The sequence below is a fragment of the Massilia sp. NP310 genome (assembly GCF_019443485.1).
In the GTDB taxonomy this organism is placed as follows: Bacteria; Pseudomonadota; Gammaproteobacteria; order Burkholderiales; family Burkholderiaceae_D; genus Telluria; species Telluria timonae.
Genome location: NZ_CP080379.1, coordinates 3,957,637 through 3,974,775, shown reverse-complemented (window position 1 = coordinate 3,974,775; position 17,139 = coordinate 3,957,637). Strand labels below are relative to the sequence as shown.

Below are 17,139 nucleotides of genomic sequence, written 5' to 3'. Positions count from 1 at the left end.
GGATTCAGGGCCGGGCCGGCGCCACCACCACCGTTACGCCATCCGGCGCGCGGGCCGCGGCCGGCGCCGGCGTGGGCGCCAGGGACTGTTCGACATTGAGCGGGGCCGGCTTGGCGCCGGTGCTGCGCAGGTTGATCGCGCGCTGCAGGATGTCGAACCAGAACGGCGCGCCGAACAGGGTGGTGCTGGCGGTCACCAGCCAGCCCGAGGCCTGCAGCGCGAAATCGGCATCGAGCAGCGGCGGAAAGGCTTGCCAGCCGATCGGCAGCACCCACAGCTGGGCCATCACGTCGGCGTCCAGCCCGTCGGGCACGGAGGTGATGTGGGCCGCCATGGCGGGATGCTGCCACAGGGTCTGGAACAGGTGGATGCTGTCGATGTTGAACAGGATCGTCAGCAGCAGCGAGACCAGGAACGAGATCAGGAGCTGGCGCCGCTTGTAGACGCCGGACAGGCGTTCCATGGCGGTTTCGAACCAGCCGGCAAGGGCCGCCTGGAAGCGCTGCAGGTCGCCGCCCGCCTGCTGGTACAGGGTCTGCAGGGTGCGCCGCAACTGGGGATCGGGAACGGCGGCGATGTCGGCCTCGAGCGAGCCCTGGCCCCCGCGGATGGCGTCGATCAGCGCGATCGCGAAGTTTGCCGGTTCGATGTAGGATGGGCGCAGCCTGGCGGGCAGGCGTGCGCCGGGATCGAGCGCACCGGCGTGCGGGTTGACCAGCGGATGCGCGTACAGCGCCCGCGCCGTGGCGTCGAAGCGGGGATCGTTCAGCATGCGCTTGATGGCATCTTGCAGCATGCCGGCGCGCAGGCGGAAGCTTGCTGCCAGCGCTTCCTGCAAGGTGGTGACGACCAGCGCCAGGGTGCCGTAGCAAAATGCCAGGCCGATGGCGACTTCCAGAACCGTGCTGCCGAACATAGCGCTCTCCCAGGCTGGAACCACACTCAACGCTAAGCGATCTGTGTCATATCGGATTTAATTTTCCTCAAGAATAGGGCGGCCGCCAGCCGGCTACGGTGCTTCCCTATATACTTGCGGCAATCGTTTTTTTAAGGTGCACCATGTCTGACAAAGAAGCTTTCACAGAACACGACTGGCGTCGTCTCCTGACCAGCCTGGGCGAAAATCCGGAGCGTCCGGGCCTGGTCGAAACGCCGGCACGCGTCGCGAAAGCCTGGAAACACTGGACCTCGGGCTACAACCAGGATCCGGTGGAAGTGCTCAAGGCGTTCGAGGATGGCGCCGAGGAATACAATGAACTGATCGTGGTGCGCGGCATTCCGGTCTACAGCCACTGCGAACACCACCTGGCGCCGTTCTTCGGCAAGGCCACCGTCGGCTACCTGCCGAACGGAAAGATCGTGGGCCTGTCGAAGCTGACCCGACTGGTCGACATCTTCTCCAAGCGGCTGCAGGTGCAGGAACGCATGACGATGCAGATCGCCAATGCGCTGATGGAAGTGCTGGAACCGAAGGCCGTCGGCGTCGTCGTCAAGTGCCGCCATATGTGCATGGAAAGCCGCGGCATCCGCGCCATCGGCGAAGAAACCATCACCTCGACGCTGCTGGGCGAGCTGCAACCGAACCTGGCGCTGCGCACCGAGTTCCTCGCGCTGGCGCGCGACTGAGATCCCGCGAATAGGTTACGTTGTAAATACAACGGGAACCTGTTCCAGATCAGGACCTCCAAGTTGTTTTGGAGGTCAATATGGATCGTCCAGCCTATCCCAGCGATATTCCTCGCGAGCAGTTCGAGGCGATACGGGCCATGCTCGAGGCGGCCCGGCGCAAGACGCGTCCGCGCAAGCATGATTTGTACGATGTGTTCTGCGCCGTGCTGTACTTCCTGCACACCGGCACCACCTGGCGTGCGATGCCGGCCGGCTATCCGCCCTGGCGCACCGTGCACGAGTATTTCACCCAGTGGACCATGCAGCGCGAGAACGGTCAGTCGCTGCTCGAAAGCGTGCTGGAGAAAGCGGAGAGGCAGGCCGAACTCGCCCAGCTGCGCTCCTTGATGCACAAACGCTAGGCGCCCGGCACGAGCTGTCACTTTTTTGTCACATTCTGTTGCACTTTGCCAAAGGTGCGCAGGAATGGATGGGCTAAGCTATGGAAAAAGTTATCAATTTTTCATCAATAGCCCCGCGCCATGTTCGAGCACGTCAATCTGATCCTGTTTTCCGCCCTGAATGCCCATGCTGGCCTGACTGGCTGGCAATTGTTGGGGGCTATGTTTGCAGCCGAATGGCTGATTTTCCTGGTGCCTTTTTCCCTGGTCTTGTTGTGGGCCAGTGGGACGGGTCCGCGGCGCGAGGTGGCGCTGCGCGCCTTCCTGGCGGCGGCCTGTGCGCTGACCCTGAACGCCATGATCGGCCACCTGTGGTACAGCCCGCGTCCCTTCGTGGCCGAGATCGGCCATACCTTCCTGCTGCATGCCCCCGACAGCTCTTTCCCCAGCGACCACGCGACCAGCATCTTCTCGGTGGCGCTGGTGCTGGCCTTCAGCCGCGTGCCGCTGGCGCGCAGCCTGGGACTGGTGATGCTGCCGATCTCGCTGCTCGTGGCCTGGTCGCGCGTCTATCTCGGCGTGCATTGGCCGAAAGACATGATCGGGGCCTTGCTGGTGTCGGGCGGCTTTGCGCTGCTGGCCTATACGCCGCTGGCGCAGGCCGCCTGCGCACGGGCGCTGCCGGCGCTCGAACTGGTCTATCACCGGCTGCTGGCGCTGCCGATCGGACGCGGGTGGCTGCGGCCCTGATTATTCTTCAGTCGACGCTTCCGGCTTTTCGAAGGTCAGCTTGTCGTCATCGCCGAGTTCGAAGATTCCCAGCGGCAGGCCGGTGACGGCGTCGGCATCCGGCGCTGCCAGCTCGGTGCAGCCCGTGGTGTCGATCTGCCAGGCCTGGTCATCGGCGCGCAGGGTATACACGTTGTTGCCGTTGCCGAACAACTCGACCTGCAAACCCGACAGCCATACCGACCCCAGCTCGAGCTGGCGCTGGCATTCCGGCAGGCGCGACATGATCACGCGCAGCGTTCCTTCCTTGGCCCAAAAGGTTTCTTTCTCGACCCTGACCGTGATCGCGTGATCGGTGTTCGGATCGATGGAATAGGTGGCCGTCTCGATGAAGCAGCCGGTCAACAGCAGCGGAGCCAGGAGGATGAGGGGAAGGCGCATCGGCAGTGTCATTGTTCATTCATGCAACAGTGTGGTGTGCCGAGTATAGCAATAGCGATAAGGACGGCGCCAATTCAGGCGGACAGCATGGATTGTCGTTTTGCGCCATCATGCGCCGCATGGAAAAGAACGACTACGAAGTGCTCGGCGGCCCGACAGCCAGTCGTCCCGTGAAGATGTGGACCAGGGGCGTGCCGGTCGAGCCGGAGGCGAAGGAACAGTTGTCGAAACTGGCGCAACTGCCGTTCGTCTTCCACCACGTCGCCGTCATGCCCGACGTCCATGTTGGCAAGGGATCGACGATCGGCAGCGTGATCCCGACCCTGGGGGCGGTGATCCCGGCCGCGGTCGGCGTCGACATCGGCTGTTCTTCCGACATTCACCTGTAACCAGGTAGGCACGCAGATGGACTTGCTCTAGAAAAGCAAGTGAGCCATAGTCTATCGATAACAACTTCCCTGCGTTCAAGGGAGGTGTCATGGTTCAACTCCCAAGGTCTATCTTGAGTCCATAACGCGTAAACAGGTTCGTTACGACTCACCGAGGCCGAATTTGGCGGAGAAATTTGTTGGGGAGTGTGGCGATCAAGCAAGTCAATTTGATAGCTTGGGGAGCTTACACGTTAGTGAATTGTTTGCACATAGGATTTGTGATGCCGCAGCAAATTTTTGTCGATACTGAATTCACAAACTTTGAGTCGCCGAAATTGATTAGCATCGGACTGGTTGCGGTGTCTGGAGAGGAATTTTATGCAGAAGCTGAATACGATCAATATGAGTGCAGTAATTTTGTTCTAGATCAAGTCGTTCCACTACTAACAGAAAAAAAGAAATACACTTTGGATGATATCAGGGGATGTCTATTGTCTTGGATTGATTCAGTGAGGACGGATGGAGTGATGTTGATTTGTTATGACTCTGAGTACGATTATAAAATGCTCGAACAGATTTTTAGGAATCAAAAGCCGTCATCTGTCTTGTTTCGTAATCTTGGATCAAGCTATGCGAATGGGTTAAAGCGCTACGAATTTCATATTAAGAATAAGCAACCTGAGCATCATGCGCTGCACGACGCGAGGGCATTACACTATGCATTTCGAGGATGGCTTCGTAAAGTACGATGAATAAAAACGGCCGTCGTCTGGTTGCTGATATCTCATATGACTGTAATCGTCAGGATGAACCTTTTACTCTCCGCGTCATCAAACAGATTGTGCAAGAAGAGGTTGAAATATGCGTGGTCTACGAACACCCACTATCTTTGTCGCTTACTCAGCGAAAAACTGATCGTGAAATTATATGAATCTGACTTGATTAGTTTGTTTGGACCACCGCCTATCTTGGATGAAGATGGTATTCCTTGGTAGCAAAGTAGATAGATTTGCATTGCCCTCTATGAATTTCGAATCGATCGCCTAGCCCCTTGGCATGCAAGCGTGTAATCAAACTTTCAGGTAATTTTAAAACTTTTCCTCCGGGGGATGTTATGTCTAGCTGGGCTTCAATAGAAATTGATGGGATGAAAATTGACGAAACCCAAAATCATTTCGATGAATGGTATTTCAATAAGAAAAATAGAGTAATCAAAACGGTTTTTTGTACTGATTACTACGGCGATCCAATGTGGGAGCCGAAAGAGGAACAGATAAAAATATACCAATATCGAATTCCAGCCGGTGTGCTGCGTCGCCGGCTTAATCTCGCAGGCTATAATCTTGAAAATCTAGAACGAGAGTTTAAGCAACAATTAAATCAGCAGATCAAAGATGCAGAAGACATGATCGAGCTTGTTCCTGATGGCGATGCCGCTCGCTTTCTTCCTGTTTTGAAAAAATCTACGCTGGCAGAGTGGATCGAGCGACTGAGAATTATTCATGAGAGAAAGCTCGATGCAAGTTATTTCGATTCAGAAAAGGTGGAATATGACGATGAGCTTTTAACTTTCATGCTACGTGTCGAGGTTTTTTACTCAAGCAATCCGACTGCCGGTTACTTCAGTTTTCCGTGCTTAACTAAAGAGGGATATGCTACTGCACTCCTCGAAATCTTTCCTGACTCTGTAGAATGTGTGCAGGACGTTACCGAATTGATACATGCCGGGTGGAGCGAGGAATTTGAAGACTTAGAAGAGTATCAGCAAGAATTTACAAAGTTCTACGAAGTCTTCCAAACTGCGATTAGCGACACCACAGCATTAATGGAATTAGATCGAAAAAAACGCTGTACTAGCACGAATTCTTTATGCAAGTGTTGTAACGGCCATGGAAACATATTTAGCTGATACATTTAAGAAGCAAGTTCTAAATCGGCCTTCGATACAACTGCGATTTGTCAGAAGCCACGAGACTTTTAAAGAAAAGAAAATTCCTATATCAAGCATTCTTGACAGGGTGAATACACTCAAGGATGAAATTGGTTTGGAAATCGACAGGATGAGTTTCCATAACTTGGAGAAAATTCCGAATCTGTATAAAGCTGTCCTCGATACTGATTTCCCCAGGCATCAAATGGCGAGTTTGCATCAGGCGATACGAAATCGTCATGACATAGTGCATCGCAATGGAAAGAGCACTTCAGGTGGGCATGTCGAAGTAAGTATGACTGATGTAGGGACGCTCATTAGCCTAGTTAGTGACGTGATCAAATACATCGATAAACAAGTAAAGGACGGCTTGTTAAATGATACAACCTCTGTTGAAGCTACCGGCTAAGGTTATATTTATTGTCGACGCCCGGCCTAGCCCATGTCTATTAGCGATCCACTAGGTTTAAAAAGTTTTCTAAAACAAATTCTAGGCCAAGCTAGATTTCTTTAATCATTTCTCGGCATAGCAGTCTGATGCTGCGAGACCACGAAGGACGGTTTTGGGTCGGTTCATGCCCCTTTTTGTAATCCAAGATTTCTCAGGTTCGTACCCTGATATGCTAATTCTAACGGCCAGATTTGGCCAAAAGCAGAGGTTCGATAAATTAATGATCAGCTGAGGTAAGAGCGGGCAACCGGGGATCAAAATGGAATGTTCTCATCGTATGTGCTAGCGACGTCAACCAAATAAATGATTTGTGAGGCAGAAACGGCGAGCACGTATTCTGCAACCTCAAGGGTGGCTGCTCCCCCGTCAGCGCCCCCATGGCCTACGCCATCGCCGCCACTCCGATATGCGTAAATACCAGTGATAGTTTGTGCCAGCGCTTTTGGGATAGGTCTCTCTTTATTTGCACCAAGCCACCTTGCGAGCTCCCCTAACGTCGACGCCTTGGCTGCAGGGTACAAAGTTTTTCCTACAGCCTCCACTGCGCAAACAGCTTCCTTCACTGTATTTTCAAAATCTGGCTGTCGAGGATCACGAAAAAATTGCAGGGCTTTATCGTAATGCTTACGGGCGCTGACAAGTCGAGGGTCGCCGAGTACGACCTGGGCACGAGTTGATACATCAACAGTATGTTTTCTCCCTCGACGGCGAACCATTCCCTCTGAAAACTCGTATGCTAGCTGCTCTTCCGCAAATAAGCGTTGTAGTTCATCCCCAATAAGCGATTGAACTTCAGACTTCTCAGTTTCCACTTCGAAGCCGAAATTATTGTAATGACCAACATCCCGCGCTAAAAAGCTGTGTAATCGCTCGCAAAAATCGTAGCATCTTTCCCAACTCAAACCGTCAAGCGCGACTGTAGCATCGTTGCGTGCTTGTTTAAGGTGAGCGACTGTTTGACCGTCATACTGAACTGGCGGTAAACGACCCAGTCGTTGAAGTTCCCTTGCGAACGGAATCCAATTATCAATGAAGCCTTTCTCTATAAGTTCAGCGAGCAAGTGCAGCAGGCCTACTCGCGCACTGGCAGGAAATTCAGAATCAACTTGACGATGTGTACCACGAACTCTTGCTGAAAACGGCGCTATATGAACGTTAATCATTCCACGTTAATCCCCCATAAGTACAAACGTAACCCGGTCAAATACGCACATTGTTAATTCCATCCGGCAACCCTTGCATGTGTCAAGAGGATAGAAAGTACGCAAAAGACGAACTTTCTGCCGAAAACAAGCAGTGCGCACATCCTAGTATAATCAATTGTTGCATTTGCGGCAACTTGGCGGTTTTGTTAGCACTCCTAGTTGAATTTCTATCGTCTGAGGCCCGCATGATTTCTAAATTAACCGGCTGCTTTCGAATAATACAAAGATTTCGACAATCTGGTTTTCCTCTTTGCTAAAAAAGTGTATTGTACCGGTCTTGTCGTTAAGGAGGGCCAATGATCTCACCATTCATCACACATCGCAAAAAGATACTAGGTAACTATGGAGCGGGTCACTTTCTGCAATCCGTTGTATTAGCTATGTACAATGGAAGGTTGTACAAAGCGGACTTAAGTGGGCTGACTAATCTTGACCAGGAACACCTAGAAGCGTTCCTGAAAATGACGGCATCGTACGCCTGCTACGGAGAAAATGACAGTGCGTTCCTTTCGCTAGCTCGTGAGTGTATAGAGTTAAGGGAGTAGGAGCGTGTGCCGATAGTTGGCTACGCGAAAAGTAAGACGTGCGTAGTTTGAATCGTTCTGACCATCTGCTTCAGCCCAGAAACGGCCGTAACTTGCAGACGTACGTCGTCCGCTTTGGGAATTTCAATTCCTGTGGCAGCGCCCTCTGGATTTTCAATATAGCAAGCTGCTATGCTGGATCGGGTGGCCGGGTTTGGTTAAAGCCGACGTAGCGCATACGTCAAGGATGATAGACATGGATTCAAAAACTCAAGGGCAGGTGCTCGGGATGCCGGGCCAATTTTACTGGTTAGAGATGATCTTTGAAGACATCGATTTCGCATGCGGTGCGATCAGGGCGCCGCTGGTGGCTCCCGCCCGCACTGCATAAGGCGGCCACCATGAACAACATTCTCGCCAACGCCATCGCATCGATCACTTTAGGCATCGAGGACTACAAGAGCGAAGGCAGGCATCGACCATTGTCCGCATTGAGAAACATCAGTGCAGGCATTCTCCTGCTATTCAAGGCAAAGCTAGCTCGGCTGGCTCCGGATGAGACGCTGATCAAGAAGGACTTCCAACTGGCCTGGCAAGACGGCCGGGCTTCGTGGACCGCCAAGGGCGACAAGACGATCGACTACCACGGCATTCAGGAACGCTTCAAGCTGGTCGGTATCCGGTTCAACTTCAAGGAGATGGATCGCATCATCAGCCAGCGCAATCGGATCGAGCATTACGTGGCTGACGTGCCTGTCGAAGCACTCCGGGAGAGCATCGCTAACGCCGTCAATCTGATCAACCGGTTCTGCCGAGAGCAGATGGATGTTGAGGCAGCTTCGCTCTTTGACCCAGACATTTGGCAAATGGTGTTGCAGGAGAAGGCCATCCACGATGTTGAGAAGAATGCCTGCAACGACCGCATGGGGCAGATGAACTGGCCATATCCCGAACTGCTGAACATCGCCGTTGACCACTACCTCTGCGGAACGTGTGACGGCGACTTAGTCTCGCCAGTGGACCCCGGAGCACCATTGAGGGAGGTCAGATTCGCTTGCGCTGCCTGCGGAGCCGCAGAAGGGTATGCAAGCGCGATGGAGGCAGCGTTCCTGAGCTGGGCGGCCATCGAGAACTGCCGTTCGATCAAGTACGGAGGCGAAGCCGTAAACGATGACTGCGAAAAATGCATGTCAGACCTCGTGCTCGCTTCCCGGGGCTACTGCGTCGCGTGTGGGTATGAGCACTTCAAGCGTTGCGATGGATGCGGACAGGTCTTCCAGAAAAGCCACTTTTGTGAGTCTTGCGATTACGCAGACGGTTTGGCCGCCAGGATAGATCGTTCGTCGTTGGAAGAAAGCTAAGCGACATGCCTATGAGGCTACCACGATAATTCACCTTCAGGGAGTCAGAGTGTTAAAGAAATCGAAGCTTTCATACGGGTTAACTGCATTTGTAGACATTCTTGGATTTGGGTCGCAAGTGATTAACGCCAACTCAAGTTACGATCTTGAAGAACTGCTTAAGTGCATCAGTCAGATTCGGAGAGCGTTCGAGCACAACCCAAAGAATCCATCTGACAAAGAAATGCACGCTGCTTATGGAAAATCAGTTCTTGCCTTTTCGGACTCTGTGATTGTCAACGTGCCCTTGGCATCTGAAATGACCGAAATCGGAGGCACGTTTGACGCACTCATGAGCGAGTTGCATTCAATGGCCTTTGCTCAAGCAACTTGCATCGAACATGCGCTGTTCATGCGAGGCGGCGTCGATCTTAATTGGTGGTATCGCGACGGCACGACGCTTGTGAGCAAGAGTCTAGCAAATGCCTATGCCCTAGAGGGTGCAGCGTCTGTGCCAGTGATTGCGGTCACAGATCGGGTCTACAGCTTTCTCGCTAACCACAGCGGACGAGCTGCCTATTCTGACGATTACGACCCGTTGCCCTCCATGATCCGCGAGTACAGTGGCGTGGTGGCCGGAAAGCCTATCACCATTAGACATCTAGATTACCTGTCAATTTTTGCCCGAGAAGTTGACTGGACTCCAACTCCCACCAATCGAAAAGCACTGCTCTCCCTCTCTGCTGAACAAAAGGATCAGCAGATGGAGGCCTGGCGGTTGGAGAACCTCCGTTACTGGTTCGCTGGTCACGCCCGTACAATTGAGCATGCCCATAGCCGAGGGCATCCGGCTTCCATTCAAGCCAAATATGAATGGTTGGCTGAGTATCACAACGAGGTGGCTCCCAGATTTACCAACGCTGATCCCGCTTGCGTTTGCGTCGTCTAGTGGTGGATCTGTGCAACCCGCTCGTTCGTTTTGTGTCCAGACCATGTAAAAATCAGGTCATCTCAGCAGGACAATACACGCTCATGAATGTTGCGGATCTCTTAAAACGCTCTGAGCGATGCTGCGAGTTAATCGTTTTCAGCCCAATGTTGCAAAGGGTGCATCTCTATCCTGCAATACGTGCGCAGCGGACGCATAGTGACTTCTCACCTGATTTACTCCACGTATCGCAATGGCGATGCCAACATTGACGATATGCAATCCTCCGCTGATCACCATCGTTTTTAGGATACGCATTTATTACGCGTACCCTCCAATCACCACCTACGCACTAACATACGCTCGGATCAAAAAATTTTTTCCGCTTGAGTCCTATGCATGATCGTCCACACCAATGTCATGGAAGTATAATTCATACGTCAGTATTCTATGACAGCATGCCTTCTGGAGATAACAGGTGCATAATGCACCTAACTATTGCGGGAAGCCTCAAGATGTTTGAATTTGAACAATCATTAGTGAGTCCCTATGAATGATAAATCAAAATGCAATGATATGTCAGCAGACGAAGATTTCAATGTTCCACCTGATTTCCCAAGGGGTTCATTCGCAGGTGCCCTCCCGGGAGCTCAGCCTAAAATTTTGGCCAATTTATACAATGGGCGATATTATGAAGCAGGTTCATCGCCACCCGAAGTTTACGAACGGTGGAGTATTTGCAGTGATCTCGCTAATCAACTAGCGGTTAAGGCGAAAGAATCAAAAATTGGGAAACGTTCCCATATGACCGAGTTAGAAATACTCGAGCATTATCACGTTCGACTGTTAGCAACCAAATGGACAGGTGCAGCTGAGGCAATGTGGGTCATTAACCAAGTTGCCGAACAGCTTGAATGGAATTCGATCCCTAAATAATTTGCATCGACAAGAGAGAGCCCCATTCCCTTAGTTCTATTCGGCAAAGTCTGTTAAATGGCGTGCAAGAAAATCATAAATTTAACAGACGAAATTCGCCGAGAAATTATTTTTGATATGAGTAACCGCTAAATCAATATCAAAACCAGCTCAATCTCTAAAATTTCTGTTATTGAGGGATAGGGATCTACGTTGAGTCAGAATCACTTCATTATCCTTAACTTAACAGGATTCGGCGCTGGTATGCAAAAACAAACCTGATCAAGGCTAAATTAAAGATTTAAGTCGCTAAGCCTTTTACTGATATTTAGGAGTTCTTGCCTCTGCACTTCAGACATGGACGAATAAGAAAGCATGATGTCTGCAAGTCGATCATCGTCGCAGTATAAAAAGGCGACTGGTACGCCCAGTACCCTTGCCAACTGCTTAGCAAATTTTGCGGGAGGCTCATGAACCGCGCCTTCATATCTACTAATCCTCGCGCTGCTCGAGGATTCCTCCAGTCCCGCCAACACCCCTAAGCGGTCTTGTGGCAAATCCGCCCTCAGCCTTGCTTGGCGTAGTCGACGGCCGAATGTGGGACTAATCGTTTTGGATGTCTGACGCATCCTTCGATATTCGTAGAACCCCAAGTGCATATCTCTACGAAAAACGTAGATTCTGGTCAAAAGTTGCTATACTGCCTACTCAGGTCAACGAGGCATTCTCATTTAGTCACCAGGGCATGTGCATCCTAGATTAGTACGTACACGCGCTACTTAGACAACCGTGCTGACGATCTCGTCCTGACTATCTCTTACAACGATCAAGGAAAATATGCGTGTATCAAAAGTTTCATTAGTAGCAACGCTTGCAGCAATCGTGCTGTCGGGTTGCGGCGGTGGTAGTGGCGACAAGAGCCCAGTTGCTAGCAATCCGATCGCTCCGGTGGTGACGAACCCAATCGAGCCAGTCGCCCCGACTCCTACGCCAACCCTGACCCCACAAGCGGCCAGCCTGCAAACGGCAGCAGCACCGACCTACGCCGCAGGCTCGAGCGAAGCGAAGGCACTCCAGAAGCTGAACGCCTTCCGCACTGTGCAAGGTCTGGGTCCGGTGAATCAGAACGCCAACGCTGACATCGCGGCGAAGAACCACGCGGCCTACGTGACGGCCAACCAGAGTGGCGCTTCGCCACACGAAGAGGTCGTCGGCAAGCCTGGCTTTACTGGTGTCGATGTGCTGAGCCGCCTGATCGCTGCTGGCTACCCGGCCACTGGCGCAACGGAAGTGATCGCCTTCAGCATCATGTTCCCGAACGATGAAGGTAACGCGATCGACAATCTGGCCAACACCGTATATCACCGCGCAGCGATGATGAACCAGGGCCTGACCGCCGTGGGTATCGCACCGGAGAACCCAGAAAGCCCGCTGTACGTCAACATCGGCCGGACCACTCCGCAGATCAATGCTGGTGACTACGTCGGCGTGTACCCGGCTAACAACCAGACTGGCGTGTGGCTGAGCCACAGCGTGGAATCGCCAAATCCGTTCTATCAGGAAATGGAAATGACCCAGGAAAACATGTGCACCAAGACCAGCACGCCGGTTAGCCTGACCTCGGAAGCATCGACCATCCTGAACGTGACCAGCTTCACCGTGACGGAAGAGGGTCAGACTGCACCGCTGGATGCTCGCCTGATCACCAAAGCGACCAGCACCCAGGACAACACCTACCTGACCCCGAACGTCGCTTTCCTGGTCGGCAAGGCATCGTTCAAGCCAAACACCAAGTACAACGTCCGTTTCATTGGCAAGGCGACTGGCGCAGCAACTGGTAGCGCAGCAGGTCTGGCGATCGACAAGTCGTGGACCTTTACCACTGGCGCGTTCAAGCGCGGATGTTAAAAATTTTGTGTCGATTGCTCAAAATCCGCACCGCAGAACAATCGTTTTTCGAACTGGCGCGATGAGCTCGTCAAATCATAATCAAAAAAATGTTAAAAAACTTTCTTATAGCTTCTAGTTTGCTGATTACCGCACAGGTATTTGCTCAGAACATTCCCCCACTACCTGGACCGATCGATCCTGGCCCTAAGGATTCTGAAACTTTTCTTTGTGATGTGGCTAGCATAAACGAAGATGCAATTAATCGATCGAGTAATTTATGGACAAGCGCGGCACGTGGAGGTAAGTTCGAAGCCCTTAGTCCATTAAAAATACGAGTGATGTCGTCGAGCGAAAGTGCCGCAGCCATCGACGTGTACGATTTTTATAAAAAGTACGCTGCAGCTGCATTCATTCGATCTCCAATGTACGATCGAGGCACGCGTCTCACGCAAAAATTTGTCGTCAGCAAGTGTGTAGTTGACGCCAGTCGGGCAACAAAAGTTGTGTTACAACCCGCCCTAATAACATCGTACAAAAAGCCTGTTACAGAAAAGGATCACCTTCTAATCTTCCTTGCTCTCAACAAGAGTCCATTAAGCGACGAGCAGATCGCGAGTATATTCTCAGATCAGCCTTTTTCAAGCGATGCTTTTGAACGTAGAGATCAGATTAAAAATTTGGCTGCATCTGCGAAAGCCGAATCGAAAAAAGCACAGCATCGGTTCATAATTTTGGAAGGTGATCTAGAACTAGGTCGATACGACTTTGATAAGAACAGCTTTGATCTTCCGATGCTAAAGCGCGATGCTGAGCGGTACACTTATAAAGCGGTGACACAGGGTAAGAAAAATCCGCCTCACTATGAATTAACCGTTCCAGCTGCTTTGTTAATTTATAATCCGAAATCGATTGACGAGGCGAAAAAGATAGAGCGCGCTAGAAGTAAGTCACAGCGTACAAAGTTAAAGGCCTATGTGCAATTGAAGGATGCTACAAACGCTGGCGGACCTACAATTAACGCTACCATTGCTACGATTGAGGTTTACTCAGAAAATGGCGAACTTTTATTTAGGAAAAGCGCGCACTAAATTACTGATCTCAATTAATAACGATAAAAATAGGGCTTTCAAGCCCTATTTTTTATTGTTAACGAAAAATCATTTTGATTCTAAATCCCATGTCAATATCAACTTTTCATCCTCTATGCTAAACTCATGCATTGAATCCCGCCGAAATTTTCCATCGGAACATTTAAAAAAATAGGCTCCTGGATGATCAATGACTTCAAAGGCTTGGTGAATTGCAAAAATAGAATATTCTCTAGAGTCGCATCTGGAAGACTGTATGCTAACTTTGCAACTAACAATTCCTTCTACTGCCACGAAATCAAGAATGTCTCGAAATGAGAAGAATAAATATCGAGACCAGCACAATTCACCTTCATTCTTAGTTTGGATATCGGCATGGAATATTTGAGAATTCACGGGAATTTCAGTTATCCGATATCGTTGAACTTCTGGTTTTGGAAATATGGCCTGAAGTAATTCAGATCGATGGCAACGCCAAGAATTATCTACTTGAAACATATTTTGTATTGAGAAAATTAAAATTTTAAAATTGGAATAGCAAACGTCAACCTCAAATTCTACGTTTATCGTAGTAATGTACACCAGCATGAGGGATACGTATAGATCTAAGATGATTCGTCGGATTCTTAGCTGAACATTATTAGGAACGGTGAAGCAGCCCACTTCCTGCATTATTCTAAGCGTTGCTAGCGCAGTCTACTATTACCTCGACTAAGCATATCCACGAAACAGCTTGTCGAAGGGCATTTTCGGTGGAGGTAAAAATAGTCTCCCTGTAGGGTTGCTAAAATCCTAATGTCTAAAAAAATGAATATGCCTAATTTTGAATTGCGTCACTTTGGCAGACTTGGCAGCAATTTCGCAAATCTAGCTTTCGCAACCAAATTTAGATAACGAGCAGATTCGAGACTGTCGACAGAGGAAAAATTTTCTTTTGATGACCTGGATTGCTAGCCCTTGCCATCGCGTTTTTATTTTTGAATTGATCTGTACATACGACTTGGTATCAGTCCGCTTGGGCCGGATCAGGTCTATCCTTTTTATGAACAGGCAGAACATATCCTGAGAATCGGCATGCCTCAATTCTTGTCTAGTAGCAACGTGAGACAACGCTTGACATAGACTGACCGAACTTTTCTGATTCCCTACCTTGGAACCGAAGGTGACGCGACGGCATGCAGAATTTTCGGACAGGCTAGCATTGTCCGGATTTTGTTTTTAAATTTGGAACTCCCTTCGCCTAATAAGCAACCCAGCTTGATCTCAATCTTAGATCAATAAACTGTGCCTGGGAGCGCTAACTCATTGATTTAGTTGAAGTTAATGATTTTTTCCTCTTCTTGTGGATGCGTATGCAATGGCTAAATTTTTGAATTCAAAAACAGAATTTGAATTCTGAGAGCATCGATCGCCTTCTTGATAGTTGAATTTTCGGGTCGGTTTCATGCACCTTAGTTGTTGCGAAGACAGCTAGCTAGATCGAAAGGGTTTCCCCAATCTGCTCCACTACCATAGAAAACTCTCGGCCAACGCTTACATGACTGTTTTTGATTTTAAATTTAGGTGAACCTATCTACATAAGAACTGACTCGGATATGCTCACTATTGCTTAGTGCGCTACCTGCAGACTCGCTACTCAGGACTTGCTTATTCGTAGCCAAGCCAAATTTCGTTTTAAGACCAAAGTGGCTTATGCTAGGGGTAACCCATTGATTTTATTGATCTTAATTTATCCTGTGTTGATGGATACGATATGCAATGCCTGTCCATTTCTAAATTAAAAATAGAATAAGTTCTTGCTGCATCCGTCGTCCGTTATTCGTCGAGTATTAAATGACGGCTTTGCGCGTTTCTATCAATGAAAACGGTCGTGCCCATCAATGGAACGTTGCAACTAGTCGCCCTATTATGAAGAGCGCTCGCCTATTCTAACGAAAAGTCTTGGCCCCAAACTGCTGAAAAAATTTTGAATTAAGATAGATTTTCAAGATAAACGTGTTATGATTCTTATCGAAATCACGGGTATTGCGGAAATTACAGTTTTAATGCCAGTGACGAAATTTTTACACATGTTGTGTACTTGATTCCTACATGCGCATCGGGAGTATGCGCAGTCTCAATTCACTTTCCTCTTCAAATAGGCCAATGAGAATCTACTCCAGCGATTCATCGTTTACTGTAGGAGGGCAGAATTATGAAGGATTTCCTATTCTTGTCGATTCTACTGGGGCAATAGTTGAAGTTGTATTACTATTTTTCGTCGATGAGTTTCTCGGTCGATCCGGTGCACAGGATATTAAGACTTGGGAAGCTTATGCCAGGCATATGTATGATTACTTTGGGTATCTTGAGAACCGGTTCGCTTGGGATCACATTCCAGCGGAAGGTAGTGGCGATGTCGCTCCACTAGCCCATTATGTACGGTGGTGCGCTTCTACGGTAGGTAATCAACCCGGATATATCAATGACAAACGAGCAACTGTAGAACGCTTCTACGAGTGGGCGCTACGGGTTGGCCGCATTCATGAACTGCCATTCACTCGAAACGAAGTTATTTCTTCCGGAGCAACCGGTGGCTTATCTCATACATCAGCTACTCGAGGTCGCCGCTCAGCGTCAAGCCTCTATCTTCGCGAGCCCAACGGACCAGTTGAAGTGCTTTCGCGGAGTCAAATCGATATTGCATTGGAGGCAGTTCGAAATCCCACTCATCGGGCACAGATCTATCTAGGCTTAACAGCGGGGTTGAGGTCTGAAGAATTATCTACTTTTCCAACGAAGTATGTGGTTGACTGTAGCAAACTGCCAGCCAATATAAAAACCGTACCAGTGACGCTGGACCCAGCGGATATGTCTACAAAGAACGATAAAAGGCGCAGCGTGCGGGTATCAGTGGCCTGCATGAATCTCTTGTGGCAGTACCGAGAGGTAGTTAGACCGCGTCTACGTGCTCGGGCATCAGGGAGTTCAGAAAGCGCACCGCTGTTCCTGACGCGTTATGGCGTTCCGTTTGAAAACGATGGCTTGCTCACGCCCTTATCACGCCTTGGTATTCGCGTCGGATTTCATATCCATCCCCACATGCTCAGACATACATTTGCCACCCACACGTTAGCCTCGTTGGAAGAATTGAAGCACGCTGGCAAGCTAATGGGCTCACCACTTGTAATTGTCCAACGGCTACTTGGCCATGATCAGATTTCCACCACATCTCGCTACTTGCATCTGCTGGATTCAATCGAAGATGTCTATGGCACTCGGTATCAAGCTGAGATTGATGCATTAGCATCGGGTTACCAAACAGATGCAGAAGGTTGA

General features: G+C 50.0%; 16 protein-coding genes and 2 pseudogenes. 14 read left to right on the top strand and 4 right to left on the bottom strand.

The genetic code is table 11. The features are described from left to right. Positions 1–4: 4 nt before the first annotated feature. A complete protein-coding gene (locus KY496_RS17470) occupies positions 5–916 on the bottom strand; it encodes a hypothetical protein (RefSeq protein WP_219861757.1) in 912 nt (303 codons plus the stop codon). A gap of 143 nt (positions 917–1,059) precedes the next feature. Here KY496_RS17470 and folE point away from each other — a divergent pair, with 143 nt between their 5' ends. From folE to KY496_RS17455, 3 genes and pseudogenes are all read left to right on the top strand, one after another. Beyond that, entirely contained in the window at positions 1,060–1,626 is a 567-nt protein-coding gene (folE, locus tag KY496_RS17465) for a GTP cyclohydrolase I FolE (RefSeq protein WP_005664537.1), read from the top strand. A gap of 80 nt (positions 1,627–1,706) precedes the next feature. Beyond that, positions 1,707–1,979, top strand: a pseudogene (locus KY496_RS17460) (transposase); the annotation flags it as partial. Between the two features lie 252 nt (positions 1,980–2,231). Beyond that, entirely contained in the window at positions 2,232–2,759 is a 528-nt protein-coding gene (locus KY496_RS17455; protein WP_229520306.1) for a phosphatase PAP2 family protein, read from the top strand. Here KY496_RS17455 and KY496_RS17450 read toward each other — a convergent pair whose 3' ends face one another. Next, positions 2,760–3,179 carry a hypothetical protein gene (locus tag KY496_RS17450; protein WP_229409731.1) on the bottom strand — a complete coding sequence of 140 codons (420 nt, stop codon included), beginning with the start codon at positions 3,177–3,179 and terminating at the stop codon, positions 2,760–2,762. A gap of 119 nt (positions 3,180–3,298) precedes the next feature. Between KY496_RS17450 and KY496_RS17445 the strand changes: the two are divergent. The 4 genes and pseudogenes from KY496_RS17445 to KY496_RS17430 all read left to right on the top strand — a co-directional run. Further along, a pseudogene (locus KY496_RS17445) lies at positions 3,299–3,547 on the top strand (RtcB family protein); the annotation flags it as partial. Positions 3,548–3,831: 284 nt separating this feature from the next. Beyond that, the gene (locus tag KY496_RS17440) at positions 3,832–4,302 is read left to right on the top strand and encodes a 3'-5' exoribonuclease domain-containing protein (RefSeq protein WP_219861756.1); all 471 of its coding nucleotides are present in this window, start codon (positions 3,832–3,834) and stop codon (positions 4,300–4,302) included. Between the two features lie 362 nt (positions 4,303–4,664). After that, on the top strand, positions 4,665–5,459 hold the full coding sequence (locus tag KY496_RS17435) for a HEPN/Toprim-associated domain-containing protein (RefSeq protein ID WP_267877506.1): 795 nt from the start codon (positions 4,665–4,667) through the stop codon (positions 5,457–5,459). Next, positions 5,440–5,889: a HEPN domain-containing protein gene (locus KY496_RS17430; RefSeq protein ID WP_229520305.1), complete on the top strand. Its 450-nt coding sequence runs from the start codon at positions 5,440–5,442 to the stop codon at positions 5,887–5,889. Before KY496_RS17435 ends, KY496_RS17430 begins: the two co-directional genes overlap by 20 nt. A 296-nt stretch (positions 5,890–6,185) precedes the next feature. On the opposite strand, the gene KY496_RS17425 is transcribed toward KY496_RS17430, so the two are convergent. Continuing rightward, positions 6,186–7,094, bottom strand: a complete 909-nt coding sequence (locus KY496_RS17425; RefSeq protein ID WP_219861752.1) for a hypothetical protein — start codon at positions 7,092–7,094, stop codon at positions 6,186–6,188. 822 nt (positions 7,095–7,916) lie between these two features. On the opposite strand from KY496_RS17425, the gene KY496_RS27305 reads away from it, so the two are divergent. From KY496_RS27305 to KY496_RS17410, 4 genes are all read left to right on the top strand, one after another. Then, on the top strand, positions 7,917–8,051 hold the full coding sequence (locus KY496_RS27305) for a hypothetical protein (RefSeq protein WP_267877505.1): 135 nt from the start codon (positions 7,917–7,919) through the stop codon (positions 8,049–8,051). Between the two features lie 10 nt (positions 8,052–8,061). Continuing rightward, positions 8,062–9,021 (top strand): hypothetical protein, encoded by a 960-nt coding sequence (locus KY496_RS17420; protein WP_219861750.1) that lies wholly within the window; start codon positions 8,062–8,064, stop codon positions 9,019–9,021. Between the two features lie 49 nt (positions 9,022–9,070). Beyond that, positions 9,071–9,949, top strand: a complete 879-nt coding sequence (locus KY496_RS17415) for a hypothetical protein (RefSeq protein WP_219861748.1) — start codon at positions 9,071–9,073, stop codon at positions 9,947–9,949. A 528-nt stretch (positions 9,950–10,477) separates the two neighbouring features. Beyond that, positions 10,478–10,864 (top strand): hypothetical protein, encoded by a 387-nt coding sequence (locus KY496_RS17410; protein ID WP_219861747.1) that lies wholly within the window; start codon positions 10,478–10,480, stop codon positions 10,862–10,864. A gap of 272 nt (positions 10,865–11,136) precedes the next feature. Here the strand turns inward: KY496_RS17410 and KY496_RS17405 are convergent, their stop codons facing one another. Beyond that, a complete protein-coding gene (locus KY496_RS17405) occupies positions 11,137–11,472 on the bottom strand; it encodes a helix-turn-helix transcriptional regulator (RefSeq protein ID WP_219861745.1) in 336 nt (111 codons plus the stop codon). Between the two features lie 208 nt (positions 11,473–11,680). Here KY496_RS17405 and KY496_RS17400 point away from each other — a divergent pair, with 208 nt between their 5' ends. The 3 genes from KY496_RS17400 (at position 11,681) to KY496_RS17390 (ending at position 17,139) form a co-directional block, all read left to right on the top strand. After that, positions 11,681–12,751, top strand: a complete 1,071-nt coding sequence (locus KY496_RS17400; protein WP_219861743.1) for a CAP domain-containing protein — start codon at positions 11,681–11,683, stop codon at positions 12,749–12,751. Between the two features lie 89 nt (positions 12,752–12,840). After that, the gene (locus KY496_RS17395; RefSeq protein WP_219861741.1) at positions 12,841–13,821 is read left to right on the top strand and encodes a hypothetical protein; all 981 of its coding nucleotides are present in this window, start codon (positions 12,841–12,843) and stop codon (positions 13,819–13,821) included. A gap of 2,145 nt (positions 13,822–15,966) precedes the next feature. After that, entirely contained in the window at positions 15,967–17,139 is a 1,173-nt protein-coding gene (locus KY496_RS17390) for a site-specific integrase (RefSeq protein ID WP_219861739.1), read from the top strand.

Bases quoted from the DNA above. Each gene is read 5' to 3' on its own strand.
- KY496_RS17455 (WP_229520306.1), top strand. From the start codon at position 2,232: ATGTTTGCAGCCGAATGGCTGATTTTCCTGGTGCCTTTTTCCCTGGTC.
- KY496_RS17440 (WP_219861756.1), top strand. From the start codon at position 3,832: ATGCCGCAGCAAATTTTTGTCGATACTGAATTCACAAACTTTGAGTCG.
- KY496_RS17435 (WP_267877506.1), top strand. From the start codon at position 4,665: ATGTCTAGCTGGGCTTCAATAGAAATTGATGGGATGAAAATTGACGAA.
- KY496_RS17405 (WP_219861745.1), bottom strand. From the start codon at position 11,472: ATGCGTCAGACATCCAAAACGATTAGTCCCACATTCGGCCGTCGACTA.
- KY496_RS17470 (WP_219861757.1), bottom strand. From the start codon at position 916: ATGTTCGGCAGCACGGTTCTGGAAGTCGCCATCGGCCTGGCATTTTGC.
- KY496_RS17400 (WP_219861743.1), top strand. From the start codon at position 11,681: ATGCGTGTATCAAAAGTTTCATTAGTAGCAACGCTTGCAGCAATCGTG.
- KY496_RS27305 (WP_267877505.1), top strand. From the start codon at position 7,917: ATGGATTCAAAAACTCAAGGGCAGGTGCTCGGGATGCCGGGCCAATTT.
- KY496_RS17420 (WP_219861750.1), top strand. From the start codon at position 8,062: ATGAACAACATTCTCGCCAACGCCATCGCATCGATCACTTTAGGCATC.
- KY496_RS17410 (WP_219861747.1), top strand. From the start codon at position 10,478: ATGAATGATAAATCAAAATGCAATGATATGTCAGCAGACGAAGATTTC.
- KY496_RS17390 (WP_219861739.1), top strand. From the start codon at position 15,967: ATGAGAATCTACTCCAGCGATTCATCGTTTACTGTAGGAGGGCAGAAT.
- folE (WP_005664537.1), top strand. From the start codon at position 1,060: ATGTCTGACAAAGAAGCTTTCACAGAACACGACTGGCGTCGTCTCCTG.
- KY496_RS17430 (WP_229520305.1), top strand. From the start codon at position 5,440: ATGGAAACATATTTAGCTGATACATTTAAGAAGCAAGTTCTAAATCGG.
- KY496_RS17395 (WP_219861741.1), top strand. From the start codon at position 12,841: ATGTTAAAAAACTTTCTTATAGCTTCTAGTTTGCTGATTACCGCACAG.
- KY496_RS17425 (WP_219861752.1), bottom strand. From the start codon at position 7,094: ATGATTAACGTTCATATAGCGCCGTTTTCAGCAAGAGTTCGTGGTACA.
- KY496_RS17450 (WP_229409731.1), bottom strand. From the start codon at position 3,179: ATGCGCCTTCCCCTCATCCTCCTGGCTCCGCTGCTGTTGACCGGCTGC.